8 protein-coding genes are annotated in these 14,880 nt (G+C 42.7%); 3 read left to right on the top strand and 5 right to left on the bottom strand.

The window, feature by feature from the left end:
• Positions 1-99: 99 nt before the first annotated feature.
• Together F565_RS0113735 and polA are read right to left on the bottom strand one after the other, a co-directional pair.
• Positions 100-1,422 (bottom strand): serine hydrolase domain-containing protein, encoded by a 1,323-nt coding sequence (locus tag F565_RS0113735; RefSeq protein ID WP_020213817.1) that lies wholly within the window; start codon positions 1,420-1,422, stop codon positions 100-102.
• A 254-nt stretch (positions 1,423-1,676) separates the two neighbouring features.
• On the bottom strand, positions 1,677-4,511 hold the full coding sequence (gene polA, locus F565_RS0113730) for a DNA polymerase I (RefSeq protein ID WP_020213816.1): 2,835 nt from the start codon (positions 4,509-4,511) through the stop codon (positions 1,677-1,679).
• A gap of 349 nt (positions 4,512-4,860) precedes the next feature.
• Here polA and F565_RS0113725 point away from each other — a divergent pair, with 349 nt between their 5' ends.
• The 3 genes from F565_RS0113725 to F565_RS0113715 all read left to right on the top strand — a co-directional run bounded on the left by F565_RS0113725 (position 4,861) and on the right by F565_RS0113715 (position 6,915).
• Positions 4,861-5,226: a winged helix-turn-helix transcriptional regulator gene (locus F565_RS0113725; protein WP_020213815.1), complete on the top strand. Its 366-nt coding sequence runs from the start codon at positions 4,861-4,863 to the stop codon at positions 5,224-5,226.
• 65 nt (positions 5,227-5,291) lie between these two features.
• Entirely contained in the window at positions 5,292-6,524 is a 1,233-nt protein-coding gene (locus F565_RS0113720) for a metallophosphoesterase (RefSeq protein WP_035642468.1), read from the top strand.
• An 88-nt stretch (positions 6,525-6,612) separates the two neighbouring features.
• Positions 6,613-6,915: a thioredoxin family protein gene (locus F565_RS0113715; RefSeq protein WP_020213813.1), complete on the top strand. Its 303-nt coding sequence runs from the start codon at positions 6,613-6,615 to the stop codon at positions 6,913-6,915.
• Here F565_RS0113715 and F565_RS0113710 read toward each other — a convergent pair.
• From F565_RS0113710 to F565_RS0113695, 3 genes are all read right to left on the bottom strand, one after another.
• Positions 6,905-7,543 carry a polysaccharide deacetylase family protein gene (locus F565_RS0113710; RefSeq protein ID WP_020213812.1) on the bottom strand — a complete coding sequence of 213 codons (639 nt, stop codon included), beginning with the start codon at positions 7,541-7,543 and terminating at the stop codon, positions 6,905-6,907. The genes F565_RS0113715 and F565_RS0113710 overlap by 11 nt on opposite strands.
• Before the next feature lie 304 nt (positions 7,544-7,847).
• On the bottom strand, positions 7,848-11,129 hold the full coding sequence (locus F565_RS0113705; protein WP_020213811.1) for a glycosyltransferase family 117 protein: 3,282 nt from the start codon (positions 11,127-11,129) through the stop codon (positions 7,848-7,850).
• Between the two features lie 400 nt (positions 11,130-11,529).
• Entirely contained in the window at positions 11,530-14,808 is a 3,279-nt protein-coding gene (locus tag F565_RS0113695; RefSeq protein ID WP_020213809.1) for a glycosyltransferase family 117 protein, read from the bottom strand.
• Positions 14,809-14,880: the final 72 nt, after the last annotated feature.

The following is a 14,880-nucleotide window of genomic DNA, read 5'->3' as shown; positions in this document are numbered from 1 at the left end:
TCCCGGTTTCGGAAGGAGTGTAGCTGGCTCCCCTTTTGAGAGGGGTTGGGATGTGTTCTTTTGAATTTTAATATTCCTTACGCAATTATGTAAAAACCTCTATTTCTCTTTGGTAAACGTGGTCGATGTACCGTTTTGTTTTAAAATAAAACCAGTGGGGCTAAACACCATTACCACACCCGATGCATCGTGCCTAAACTCGGTATTGGTTTTTGCAATAACATAAAACGTGCCCTGCTCCTCGGCATGCACACGCAATTGTCCGTTTACTGCCTTAATTTCAATTTTTACCGGCATGTTAGGGTTGGTGTAAAAGCCTTCATAGCTTTTAAGAACATTATCGGCAACTTTAAAGTTAGTAAAATCAGGAAAACGGTAGGGTATTTTATAATAGCAGCTGAGTATGCCCAGCACAAGATCGTTAAAGTTGCAGTTCTCGCCGTTTAAAATAAGCGAAAATCCCAATTGGTCTTTAGGGTAATACCCCACAACCGACCTGAAACCTTCTACACTGCCGTTGTGCCCTGTAAATTTGCGTTCGGCAAACATAAAGTTAAATAGCCCTTTGCCAAAACCACTATCTATTTTAGCCATCTCAGCTAATGATTCCGGTTTGACTAATTTGCCATCATACAGCGCTTTGATAAATTTGGTAAGGTCGCCCGGTGTGCTTTGCAACCCGCCCGATGCCCCTAATGTAGTTTCGTGCAGTTCCGGCTCCTTTTCCCAATAACCATCAATAAAGGTGTAGGAGAGCGCCTCGTTTTTCTTCGAGTTTATTTTATTAAAATACTGGGTGTGGGTAAGCCCGGCTGGTTTTATAATGCGGGCAGTAACATTTTCTTTAAACGTTTTTTTCGTAATTTCCTGAATTATGTAGCCCAACAGCAGGTAGTTAGAGCTGCTTGCCTGTGCAAGGCTATCAGTTACGAAAGCAGGTTCGTAGCCATACATCCTGTCCAGTACATCTTTACGGGTTTGAAGTTTGGTTTTAAACTGCTCAAAATTTGCATCATTAGCCAAATCATAAATGCCGCTTTTATGGTTAAGCATGGCGCTTATGGTAATCTTGTCAGCATTTTTTATTTTAGGGAAAAACGCATCAAGCTTAGTGTCGGGCTTAAGCTTTTTCTCCTCAATTAATTGAAAAACCATTGCCGCAGTAAATACCTCTGTAATTGCGCCTATCTTAAATTTAGTATCGTTAGCCAGCGGTAGTTTATTGGTTATATCGGCATAGCCATACGCTTTTTCAAATACAACCTGGTTTTTTTCGCGTATGCTAACCGCGCCCATAAACTTTTTATTAGCATAATAATAGGTGAGCAGGCTGTCAATTTTGCGAAACTTTGCACCCTCATTTTGAGCCATAACCGGCACGGTAAGTACAAAGGCAAGTAAAATTAATAACGCTTTTTTCATATATTATATAAGTCAGTTATTACGTTTTAAGTAAGAATATCAATAACACACCCCTAACCCCTCTAAAGAGGGGAACCAGCTACACTCCTGCCTAATTATTTACCACATAGAAACATAGATTTAGAACAGTAATTGGGTTTTAAGAAACATATAGCTGAAGCTTCGCTTCTGTCATGTCTATGTGAAAAATTTATTTCTATCTCACCTTAAATCAATAATTGGCCTATGTATCTATGTGGTAAAATCTAAAGCCATTAATGCGCTTCAAGCCAGCTCACACCCTCACCAAGATCTACCTCAAGAGGCACATCAAGTTTAAAGGCATTCTCCATTTCTTCCTTGATCATTGGTTTAATACGGTCGAGCTCTGTATTATGAACGTCAAAAACAAGCTCATCGTGTACCTGCAGTAGCATTTTACTTTTCCAGTTCTCGCTTATAAGCCTTTTATGGATGTTTATCATCGCAATCTTAATAATATCGGCAGCGCTGCCCTGTATAGGGGCGTTCACGGCATTACGCTCGGCACCGCCGCGCACTACCTGGTTTTGCGAGTTAATATCTTTTAAATACCTCCTGCGCCCGGTTATAGTACGTACATAGCCCTGTTCGCGTGCCAGTTCTACCTGTTCCTGTATGTATTGCTTAAGGCGCGGATATGTTTTATAATACGCCTCAATAAGGTCTTTAGATTCGCCACGGCTTAACGACGTCTGGTTGCTTAACCCAAATGCCGATACTCCATAAACTATACCAAAGTTTACCGTCTTGGCATGGCTGCGTTGCTCGCGGGTAACTTCTTCCAGCGCAATGTTAAATACTTTTGCGGCTGTAGAGGCGTGAATATCCTCCCCATTCTGGAACGAGCGAATCATTTCAGGATCGCCGCTTAGGGCTGCAATTATGCGCAGTTCTATTTGCGAGTAATCCGCGCTTACTATAGTGTAATTCTCATCCCGGGCAATAAATGCCTTACGTATCTGCCTGCCCCTTGTAGTTCGTATAGGGATGTTTTGCAGGTTAGGGTTGTTGCTGCTTAGCCTGCCGGTTGCGGCTACAGTTTGCATATAATCAGTATGTACACGGCCGGTTGCAGGCTTAACCTGTAGTGGCAGCGCATCTACATAGGTGTTTTGCAGTTTTACAAGCTGCCTCCACTCTAATATATCTGCAACGATCTGGTGTTCTGTAGCAAGGTACGACAGCACCTCTTCGCCGGTGGCATATTGTCCGGTTTTGGTTTTCTTTATTTTATTGCCACCTATCTTCAGCTTGTCGAATAATATCTCACCTAACTGTTTTGGAGAACCTAAGTTAAAACTCTGGCCTGCGGTTTCGTATATCCTTAATTCTAATGCTTTACTGTCGGTTGCCAGTTCGCCCGAAAGTTCTTTAAGGTAAGCGGTATCAAGGTTAATGCCTTCCTGCTCCATATAAGCCAGTACCGGCATAAGCGGAATTTCTATCTCGTCGAATAATTTGCGGGTTTCGGTACGTTCCAGCTCCGGGGCAAAAATTTCTTTAAGCTGTAAAGTAATATCGGCATCTTCAACTGCATATTCCTTAACCGTCTCCACATCTACATCGCGCATGGTTTTCTGGCCTTTACCTTTTTTACCTATAAGTGCCTCTATAGGCATAGGGCTGTACTTAAGATACGTTTCGGCAAGAATATCCATACCGTGGCGCATATCGGGGTTTATAAGGTAATGAGCTATCATGGTATCAAAAAATTTACCTTTTACGGTAATGCCATAATTAGCCAGTATTTCAAGGTCGTATTTTAAATTCTGACCTACCTTTTCTATATTCTCATCTTCAAAAAACGGAATAAATTTGTTTACCAGCTCCTGTGCCTCATCGCGGTTAGCAGATACAGGCACGTAAAACCCTTTTCCTTTTTCCCATGAAAATGATAAGCCCACAAGCTCTGCTGTAAGCGCGTCTATATCAGTAGTTTCTGTATCAAAGCTCACTGTTGTTTGTTTTAAAAGGTCTCGTAGCAGGAAGTTAATCGCCATAGGGCTTTCGGCCAGCTGGTAGTGGTGGTCGGTATTTTCGAGTGTTTTATAAAATGCCGGTGTATCTGCCGCGGTTTCAGGATCGGCAGCACCTATGTTAAATAAGTCAAATTGCTGCGTAGGCTTTGTAATGGTCTGCGTAGGGGAGAAGCCCTGCGAAGGGATATCCTCATAGCTTTCGCCCGGAGCAAACAGTTTATGAAACTGGTCTGCCATTCGGCGAAATTCAAGTTCGTTAAACAGCTCCTCAACCTTTGGGGTATCAGGCGCAGTAAGTTCATAATCCACTTCATTAAAAGTAACATCGCAGTCAATAATAATGGTCGCCAGTTTTTTAGACATGATGCCCTTTTCCTTATTGGCTTCAATATTTTCGCGCATTTTACCCTTTAGCTCATGGGTATTGGCAAGGAGGTTTTCCATAGTGCCATAATCTTTCAGCAGTTTTTTGGCGGTCTTTTCGCCTACGCCCGGTAACCCGGGTATGTTGTCTACCGCATCGCCCATCATGCCCAGATAATCTATAACCTGCTCCGGGCGGTCTATCTCAAAACGCGCCAGTACCTCGGGCACGCCCCATATTTCTATTCCATTGCCCATACGTGCAGGGCGGTACATAAACACATTTTCGCTTACAAGCTGCGCAAAATCTTTATCGGGCGTTACCATAAAAACCTGGTAGCCCTGTTTTTCTGCCTGCTTGGCAACGGTGCCTATAAGGTCGTCTGCCTCGCAGCCTGCCAACTCAATAATGGGAATATGCATTGCCTTTAAAAGAGCCTGTATGTAGGGTATCGCTATAACAATAGCTTCGGGAGTGGCGCTGCGGTTCCCTTTATATTCGGCAAACATTTCGGTACGCACCGTACTGCCTTCCTTATCAAATGCCACTGCAAGATGGTCTGGCCTTTCGCGCTTAATAACATCAAGCAAAGAGTTCATAAAACCCATAATAGCAGATGTATCCATGCCTTTAGAATTTATCCTTGGGTTTTTTATAAAAGCATAATAACCACGGAATATTAGCGCATAAGCATCGAGAAGGAAAAGTCGTTTTTGTGCAGACATGTAAAAATGTATTTGCCGTAAAAATAAGCAAACGGGTGGACAATTGAAAACGGCGAGTGATGTTTTACAAACAAACACAGGTCTTAAATTTTACCACATAGATACATAGGGCATTCAGTTTAAAAGAATCAATAGGTACTCGAAGATAAAGCTCCGCTTCTTGTTGTTGCTATGTGCAAAATATTTCTCTGTCACCTTATATCTGTTAAGCCTATGTTTCTATGCGGTGAAATCAACCTTAGCTGTGTAATATAAATTGAAGCTATTTTAACAGTCAATTCATTTATACTGTACCTTTGCTATACTACAGTAAGTACTATACTAATGTATAGTGATAATATTATTATAAATGAATAAAGACTGCCCCGTAACCCTTGAAGCCTGTATGGGCATGATTCGCCCGGTGCGCGATGCCCTTGATGTTTTAAGCGGAAAATGGAAAATTCCCATACTTATCTCCCTTAGTTTTGGTAACAAGCGCTTTGGGCAAATGACCCGCGATATCCCTAAAATAACCGACCGTATGCTATCTAAAGAGCTGCGCGACCTCGAAGTAAATGGGCTTGTGCAACGCAGGGTGCACGATTCTGTTCCTGTCTTTGTAGAATATTCGCTTACAGAGTACGGCCACTCTTTAGATAAGGTTATTCACGAACTGCGCGACTGGGGCGTTAAGCACCGTGAGCGCTACGCCGAACCTGACAAAGTGTACTAAATTTTACCGCCCCGCTTTGTGGCATGTTTTATGCTGCCTTTATTTTTACCAAAAAAACACATTTAATGCGTCCGTTCCTTCCGCTCATTCTCTTTATCACCGGCGTTGTCGCTATCCTTGCCGAGATATATACTTTTCAGGCCGTTAGGGCAGCTACAAAATCGCGGTGGGCACCCTGGGTATACCTCGTTATTTCGCTGCTTATTATAGCATACATAGTTTACTCCTTTATGCATTTTGACAGGAAGGAAGGCCAGAACAAGCAAAGCCTGCTTGCCATGGGGCTGTTGCTCATTACCTTTTTGCCTAAAATAATTATTACCATAGTAATGCTGGGTGAAGATATTATAAGGTTCTTCGGCGGGCTTATCCGTATGTTTCTGGGCGATAACAAACAGCCGTTCCTGCAGGACAGGCGCAGGTTTGTAAGCTTAACGGCACTGGCACTGGCGGCCATTCCTTTTTTCTCGTTGCTGTATGGCATGACAATAGGCAAATACAACTTTAAGGTGCGCAAGCAAACCATTATATACCCCGACCTGCCCGATAATTTTGACGGTATGACAATCACGCAAATATCTGATGTGCACAGCGGCAGCCTTGATAATGTGGAAAAAATAGAATACGCTATCGATCTTATTAATGAGCAAAAATCGGACATTATTCTTTTTACAGGGGATATTGTAAATACCCATGCCACCGAGCTGCATCCCTGGATAGAGACCTTTAAGCGAATTGAAACTCCGCCTATGGGTAAATATTCGGTTTTAGGCAACCATGATTATGGCGAGTATGTAGAGTGGCCATCGGCGAAAGCTAAAGACGATAATTTTGCTGCCATTAAAGACCTGCACCGCCAGATAAACTTTAAGCTGATGCTTAACGAAAATATAAAACTTACAAAAGGCGACCAGCATATTGCACTGATAGGGGTAGAGAACTGGGGGCACAATTTTAAAAAGGCGGGCGACCTTATAAAAGCATCTGTAGGGGTAGATAAGGATGATTTTAAAATACTTATGAGCCACGACCCATCGCACTGGGAATATGAGGTGCAGCACCACCCTAACAACTATCACCTTACACTTAGCGGGCACACGCACGGTATGCAGTTTGGTATAGAAATTCCGGGTTTCCTTAAGTGGAGCCCTGTGCAGTATGTATACAAACAATGGGCAGGTTTATACAATAATGCAAAGCGCTATGTGTATGTAAACCGTGGTTTTGGCTTTCATGGCTATGCCGGAAGGACAGGTATTTGGCCTGAGATTACTGTTATCACACTAAAAAAAGGTTAAAACATAGCATCATATCTTAAAAATGCTATATTTGTATGAAATTTACCGTAATAAAAAGGTTTTTATAGACAGTTAAAGTACCCATTTTATGTCAAAATTCGGAGAACTAATAAGCTCGCATGTTCCGGTGTTAATAGATTTTTATACAGAGTGGAATGAGCCATCGGTATCAATGCACCCCGTAATAAGGGATGTAGCAGCTGCGCTTGGCGATAAGGCTAAGGTTATAAAAATAGATGTTGATAAAAACCAGGAACTGGCCGAAGCCCTAAGGATTAAAGGCCTGCCTACACTCATGATTTATAAAGACGGGCAAATGGTATGGAGGCAATCAGGAGAGCTGGATGCCAATACTATTATCGGCCTGGTGCATGAGCAATTTAGGTTATAACCCCAAATTCGTAATTATTTTTCTTTAAGTATTTTATGGCTTCGGGCAGCGCATACCTTAAGTTAGCCGATGCCTTTATGCTGTCATGAAATATTATTACACTTCCATTACTTACATTGTTAGTTACGTTTTGGAGGCATTGTTCCGGCGTAATACTCTGATCAAAATCAGCACTCAGCACATCCCACATAATTATTCTATATCCCCGCAGCCTCACTACTTTAGCCTGCGCATTTTTTATTTTGCCATACGGCGGACGAAATAATTTTGCGGTACCGCTATACCTTTCCTCTATAGCTTTTTCACATTTTTCAAAATTTGCCACATACGTTTCGTTATCAGTATTCCATCCGTTAAAGTGGTTAAAGGTATGGTTGCCTATGGTATGCCCATCGGCAATAACCTGCCTGAATGTATCGGGGTGTTTTTGTATGTTATCGCCTATGCAAAAAAAGGTGGCTTTAATGTTGTGCTCTCTTAAAACGTCAAGCACCCACGGGGTAGCTTCGGGTATGGGGCCATCATCAAAAGTAAGGTACACGGTTTTAATCCTGCCGGGAATATCCCATACAAAACCTCTAAATAGCTTCTTGATAAGCTTGTGTGTCTTTACCCAGTACAGTTTCATTTTACTGCTAAATGTTTTTTACCACAGAGGGCTCAAGGTTTTTCACTAAGAACACCAAGCTGTATAAGTAGAGGTCTGTTCCAGGCTATTAAGGACACAATGCTGTTACGCAAAGCGTTGTGTCCTTTAATACTGATAATCAGGATTGTTGTCTTTAGCACCAATTATAGTATTAGAGTTGTGTCTTGGTGAAAACCGTTGTGTACTTAGTGGTTAAATTAATACTTGCCAAATCATAGTACCTTAAACAAGAGATGCAGCCGTAAAGCTGCATCCCAAAGTTAAAAAAATATCGTGTGATAAACTACTCAGCATCGCGTTTATACCTGCCAAATTTTTGGTTGTAGGCGTTAAACGCTGCACGGGCTTTGTTGTACGATTCTATATCGTTGTTCTCTTTCATGATAAGCAACAGGCTGCGGTAACGCTCAATATCTGTAATAATATCTATTCTTAAGTTTGCCTGCCCGCTTTGAGAAAGGCCACTAAAATAAGTAAGCTCTTCCTGGTATTTTTTAATAAGCTGGCCTAACAGCTGCCTTGCTTTATCTTTTTCACCCAGTTCATAATAACCGGCTGCAAAAGGCTCCAGTAATGTGTAGTAGCCAAAATAGTCTACCGGCATTTCTTTCATGGCCAGGTCTATAATTTGTTTAGCCCTTACCTTATCGCCTTCGTTAATAAGTGCTTCTGTAAGTCGGGCAAGGTTGGTGCGGTAGGTAATACTGTTTTTACGCGTTTCCGGGTCATGGTATATTTTAGGGCTTCCGCTGTTACCCCAGTTCCATTTCATAACAATATCGTACATTTTTTGTGTATCTATATGGCCCATATCCAGCGGGCTGCCATCTTTAGGTATAGGGGTCCTTACAGGAACCAGTTTATACACCATACCATCCAGCTGCAGGTAATCTTTCATCCACAGGTAATCATCATCGCCAAAACTGCCACCGGTAAAGTAAATAGGCCTTTTCCAGTTATTGTTCTGCAATATATCCAGCATCATAAGGCGGTTTTTGTACAATGCGTCACCTTTAATGTCTATATCTATATACGGTACAATAGAGTCGTACAGCTTAGGAGAAACGATCTTGTTTTTAATAACCTCTTCCCTGTTTACTTTAAGCCTAACCTTGTTAGTAGGGTAAAAGTTTACAAAATGCCCGTTATTAAGTTCCTTTTTAGCCCTTGGGTCTTCAGATCCTATAAACTTAAGCAGGTCAGCAAGATCCCAACGTGCCTCAGTACCCGGTACATGCAGCATATAATCTCGTGTACCCTGCTGGTATTGCTCATGGATAAAGCTTATCGGCATTGGCTCACTTTCATAAGCTTTGGCTTTCATCTGGTCTATGTACCAGTCGGTCATGAACAGGCTGGTGTTTACAATACGCACATCGGTACGGAAACCTTCAACCTCCTGTGCATACCATAACGGGAAGGTGTCATTATCACCAATGGTATAAAGAATGGCATTTTTGTCACACGACGATAAGTAGGCCTTAGCCATAGCCAATGCAGTATAACGGTCGCTCCTGTCATGGTCATCCCAGTTTTGGGCAGCCATAAGTACCGGTGCAGCAAGCAGGGTAACTGCAATAACCACAGGACCTGCAATTTTAGCATTAAGGTAGTCTTTAAGCCCGTCGTAAATGGCATAAACGCCAATGCCTATCCACATGGCAAATACGTAGAACGAACCTACAAGGGCATAATCCCTTTCGCGGGGTTCGAACGGCCTCTCGTTAAGGTATATTTTTAGCGCAATACCTGTAAACAGGAATAGTGTAAGCAATACATAAAAGCTTTTAGGGTCTTTTTTAGCATGGTAAATAAGCCCAAGCAACCCAAGCAGGAACGGAAGGAAGAAATATAAATTCCTGCCCCTGTTATTCAACTGGTCGGGCGACAGGTTATCCTGAGAGCCCAGCCTCATTTCGTCTATAAATTTAATGCCGCTTAGCCAGTTACCGTCAAGGTTGTCATAACGTCCCTGGTTATCATTCTGCCTTCCGGCGAAATTCCACATAAGGTAGCGGCCATACATATACCCAAACTGGAACTCTACCATATACTGCATATTGTCGCCAAAAGAAGGCTTCTCTATAATCAGGTAACGGCTGTAGTTGTTCAGGAATTTATTGTAATCGTCAAGGTCCATCTGCCCGGTGGCATAGGCCTGTTTAAACTCGTTAATGTTGGTTTGTATATTATCCCTTGCCTCGGCAGATGCTTTTCCAAGGTCTTCTTCGGTAAGCTTATCAATAGGCAAGCCCATACGTGCAAGGTCTTCGGTAAAATCGTAGGCAGGGTCCAGCCTAAAGGCTAAAGGTTTGGTAAACCTCATATAGTTAGCAGCATGGTCTGCACTCCACATTCTTGGCATAAAGCCTTTCTGGCGGTCGTCAGTATTTTGTTTGGCGTTCTTGTAATTATTTACAATAACGTACTTGCCGGTTTTATAATCCCTCTGATAGTTGGGTTTTTCATCTTCATAAGGGTGCTCTGCATCAAGGCCGCTGTAGGTATCACTGTACATAGGGCCGTAAAATAATTTTTGCTCACCATACTGCTCCCTGTTGTAGTAAGCAAGAACCTCGGCAGCATCGCTGGGTTTGTTCTCGTTAATAACTACATTGGCATTGGCACGAATAGGCAGCATGATCCAGGTAGAAAAACCTATAAGGATAAACAGTGTAACCAGTAAAATGGTATTGTATAGCGGCAGTTCCTTTTTACGGGTATAGCTAAGGCCAAAGTAAAAGAACGCAATAATGGCAAGGAAAATAAAAATAGTGCCCGAGTTAAAAGGTAACCCAATGGTGTTTACCATAAATATCTCTGCAATACGGAAAAGTGCCATGGTGTAAGGCAACAGGAACTTAAAGATAAACAACAGTATAGCTACAATAACAACATTAGCAATAATGAAGTTTTTAACCGTAACGGTCTTGTAATTTTTAAAGAAGTAAATAAAGCCTATAGATGGCAGTGCCAATAGTGCCATAAAGTGAACACCAAATGATAAACCTATTACCAGTGATATAATAAGCAGCCACTTGTTACCGCGCGGGGTGTGCATTTCCTGCTCCCAGCGAAGGCCAAGCCAAAGCAGCAGGGCAATGAATAATGATGCCATGGCATATACCTCGGCTTCTACTGCGTTAAACCAAAAACTATCTGAAAATGTGTAGGCAAGACTGCCTACAGCCGATGCGCCAAGTATGGCTACGGCGTTGTTTGTGTTAACTTCAGAAAACTTTGCAATTAAGTTCTTTAGTACTATTGTAGACGACCAGAACATGAACAATATTGTAAAAGCACTCGAAAATACCGACATCATGTTTACCATGAGGGCTATTTTATCGGGGCTTGGGGCAAACATGGCAAAAAATGCACCTACCATTTGGTACAGTGGGGCTCCCGGCGGGTGGCCTACCTCAAGTTTTGCGGCAGTGGGTATATACTCGCCACAGTCCCAAAAACTAAGGGTGGGCTCTACAGTTAGCGAGTAAACAAGAAGTGCAATGGCAAAAACGGCCCACCCGAGGATGGTATTCCATTTTTTGTAATTGAATGTTATCATGTATGATGAATTGTTCCTGAAATTGAATTGTTATGCAAAGAAACTATTTTTTTTCCGATGGGTAAAATGCTAAGAGGCTTTAAAAAGCACAAAAATGCAAAAGCGGCAATGCTTTTTGCAATTGCCGCTTTTTATAGATTGTATTTTATGTTTTTAAAGAGGGATTGTGCTGATTACTGATGATGTTTTAACCGGTTGTCCTCTCCCCCAGCCCCTCTCCGAGGGAGAGGGGAGCCGATGACGGGTATCTCATCTGAAAACTTGATGTAAATCTTGATTTTAAAAAGTCTAATGAACAATTTTTTTATTGATATTAGTGTAGCTGCTCCCCTCTCCTTCAGAGAGGGGTTGGGGGAGAGGACTAAAGCTTTATAACGAGAAACTCAACTCTTAAACCGCTTTACTCATTCTCCCTCTCAAACTGTTTAAACCACCCATTACAGGTATTAAATGCAGGCTTAGACTGGTTATAAAACTCTAAGTCGTTATTTTCCTGCATAACAAGCAGGAGGCTCCTGTAGCGTTCTATTTCGCCTACAATATCCCTAAAGGAGTCGTTCTGGCTGCTTACCGGCTGCGATTTGTAGTAGGTAAGGCTCCCGCGGTACTTGGCAATAAGTTGCCTTAATAAATCGCGCGCGGCCTGTTTATTGCCCACCTGGTAGTATCCACCGGCAAACGGTTCTGCAATGGTGTAAAAATTAAACGACTCTACCGGCATGTTCTTCATGGCAAGGTCTATAACCTTACGGGCTTTGTCTAATTTGTTCTCTAATATTAGTGCATTCATAAGGCGCGCCAGATTGGTACGGTAGCTAATGCCGTTTATACGGGTTTGCGGGTCGTGGTATATGTTACCACCGCTGTTGCCCCATTCCCACTTCATGACAATATCATACATACTGTTGGTATCAATATAGCCCATATCAAGCGTGCTGTCGTCTTTGCCTAACGGGGTTTTTACCGGAACCAGCTTTAACACAAGCCCCTGTAGCTGAAGATAGTCTTTCATCCACAGGTAATTTTCGTCATCAAAACTCCCGCCGGAAAAATATATGGGGCGTTTCCAGTTATTGTTCTTAACAATATCGAGCATGATAAGGTTATGCTTGTAAATAGCACTTTTAGGCAAATCAAGGTCTATGTAAGGAACAATAGAATCGTAACGCTGTGGTGAAACCGTTTTGCTTTTAATCACGGCCTCTTTATCTACAGGGATGCGTATTTTGTTAGACGGGTACACATTAACCATCTGTCCGCTCCTGAGCTCTACCATTGCCCTTGGGTCATCTGCCTTTACAAACTTCATAAAATCGTTTATCGGGATGCGGTCATCAGTACGTGGGTCATAAAGTATAAAATCGCGGGTACCATCTACATACTGCTTATGGGTAAACGATATGGGCAACGGTGCCGATTTATATGATTGCAGCTTCATCTGGTCTATATACCAGTCGGTAGGCAACAGGGTAGAGCATACAATACGAATATCGGTACGGTAGCCTTCAATTTCCTGGGCGTACCACAGCGGGAACGTGTCGTTATCGCCTATGGTAAACAGTATGGCGTTAGGCTCGCACGAGTCAAGGTAAGCTTTTGCCATGGCAATTGCCGTGTAACGGTTACTGCGGTCGTGGTCGTCCCAGTTTTCTTTAGCCATAAGTGCCGGTGCGGCAAGTAGCGTTACTGCCAGTACTACCGGCCCTGCAGTTTTAGGGTTAATGTATTTTTTAAGCCCATCGTAAATTGCAAATACCCCAAAGGCTATCCACATGGCAAATACATAAAAGGAACCTACAAGGGCATAATCGCGCTCCCGAACTTCAAACGGCCCCTCGTTTAGGAATATTTTAAGGGCAATACCCGTAAACAGGAATAATGCCAGCAGTACATAAAAGCTTTTTAAATCTTTACGGGCATGGTACACCATACCAATAACCCCAAGTAAAAACGGCAGGAAATAGTAAGTGTTGCGGGCTTTGTTGTTTTTCATGTCGTCGCTAAGGTCGTCCTGCGGACCCAGGCGCATGGCATCTATAAATTTAATGCCGCTTATCCAGTTGCCGTTTACGTTAGTATATTTACCCTGCTCATCGTTTTGGCGGCCGGTAAAATTCCACATAAGGTAGCGCCAGTACATGTACCCAAACTGAAACTCGAACATAAAGCTCATGTTTTGCCCAAAAGTAGGCTTCTCTACAATGAGGTAATCTTTATACGATTTTAAAAACTTGTCGTATTCTTCGTTGCCTATTTCGCCCTGCGCATACGCTGCCCTAAATTCGCCCACAACTTTTTCTATTTGCCCGCGAGCCTGTGCCATAGCCTGTGCCGCCTGCTCTTCGCTAATGCTGTTAAGGTCTATACCATAACGGGCAAGGTCTTCGCTATAATCATAATTAGGGTCGAGCCTGAATTTTGGCACACCCTCAAAGGCCATATAATTTACAGCATGCTTCTCGCTGCCCATTCTTGGCAGGAAACCGCTCTGCCTCTCGTCGCTGTTTTGCTTGGCATTGTGGTAATTGTTTACAATTTCATATTTGCCGGTAGCAAGGTTGCGTTCGTAGTTGGGTTTAGAGTCTTCAAACGGTTTGTCTTTATCAAGGCCTGCGTAGCCCTCTGTATACATAGGGCCATAAAAAGTGCGCTGCTGCGGGTATTGCTCGCGGTTGTAGTACGCCAGTACATCGGCGGCATCACCGGGTTTGTTCTCGTTAATAACCACATTGGCATTGGCACGAATGGGAAGCATTAACCAGGTACTAAAGCCTATAAGTACAAAGAGCACACATAATAGCAGCGTGTTGTAAAAAGGCAGGTTTTTCTTTTTTGTATAGCCAAGGCCAAAGTAAAAGAAGGCTGCGATACACACAAAAACAAGTATGGTACCTGAGTTAAATGGCATCCCAAAGGTGTTTACCATAAAGATCTCGGTCTTGCCAAAAAGTGCCAGTGTATACGGCAACAGGAAGCCGAACACAAAGAACAGCACCAGTACCATAACAATGTTGGCTATTATAAAATTTTTTACCGTAACAGTCTTGTAATTTTTAAAAAAGTAAATAAGCCCTATAGACGGTATGGTAAGCAGTGCCATAAAATGCACGCCAAAAGATAAGCCTATAAGCAGCGATATAATGAGCAGCCATTTATTGCCACGCGGGGTATGCATTTCTTCTCCCCAGCGCAGGCCTGCCCATAATAACAATGAAATGAATAAGGATGCCATAGCATATACCTCGGCTTCGGTAGCGTTAAACCAAAAGCTATCTGAAAATAAAAATGCCAGCGACCCCACTGCCGATGCGCCCAGGATCATAACGGCGTTTTCTTTAGTAAAATCGGTAAAGCCGGTTACAAGGTTTTTAAGCAATATGGTGAGCGACCAGAACATGAACAGTATGGTAAGCGCACTCGAAGTTACCGACAGCATGTTTACCATAAAAGCAACCTTTTGCGGGCTCGTGGCAAATAACGAGAAGAATGCACCTGCCATCTGGAAAAAGGGTGCGCCCGGCGGATGGCCTACCTGCAGCTTTGCTGAGGTAGAAATATACTCGCCGCAGTCCCAAAAACTAAGAGAGGGTTCTACAGTAAGGGTAAATACCACAAAGGCGATGGCAAAGAGGCACCATCCGGTAATGGTATTCCATTTTTTAAAAGAAGTCTGGTTCATATTGATAAGCAGGGTGTTATTGTCGTGCAAAGAAAATGGTTTAAATGATTCCTGCAACGGCGAAAAAATTTT

Origin of the sequence: Flavobacterium rivuli WB 3.3-2 = DSM 21788 (assembly GCF_000378485.1) — a bacterium.
In the GTDB taxonomy this organism is placed as follows: domain Bacteria; phylum Bacteroidota; class Bacteroidia; order Flavobacteriales; family Flavobacteriaceae; genus Flavobacterium; species Flavobacterium rivuli.
Note: the sequence above shows the minus strand (reverse complement) of the source record. Positions and strands in the feature narration are given on the sequence as shown.

Bases quoted from the DNA above. Each gene is read 5' to 3' on its own strand.
- F565_RS0113735 (WP_020213817.1), bottom strand. From the start codon at position 1,422: ATGAAAAAAGCGTTATTAATTTTACTTGCCTTTGTACTTACCGTGCCG.
- polA (WP_020213816.1), bottom strand. From the start codon at position 4,511: ATGTCTGCACAAAAACGACTTTTCCTTCTCGATGCTTATGCGCTAATA.
- F565_RS0113725 (WP_020213815.1), top strand. From the start codon at position 4,861: ATGAATAAAGACTGCCCCGTAACCCTTGAAGCCTGTATGGGCATGATT.
- F565_RS0113720 (WP_035642468.1), top strand. From the start codon at position 5,292: ATGCGTCCGTTCCTTCCGCTCATTCTCTTTATCACCGGCGTTGTCGCT.
- F565_RS0113715 (WP_020213813.1), top strand. From the start codon at position 6,613: ATGTCAAAATTCGGAGAACTAATAAGCTCGCATGTTCCGGTGTTAATA.
- F565_RS0113710 (WP_020213812.1), bottom strand. From the start codon at position 7,543: ATGAAACTGTACTGGGTAAAGACACACAAGCTTATCAAGAAGCTATTT.
- F565_RS0113705 (WP_020213811.1), bottom strand. From the start codon at position 11,129: ATGATAACATTCAATTACAAAAAATGGAATACCATCCTCGGGTGGGCC.
- F565_RS0113695 (WP_020213809.1), bottom strand. From the start codon at position 14,808: ATGAACCAGACTTCTTTTAAAAAATGGAATACCATTACCGGATGGTGC.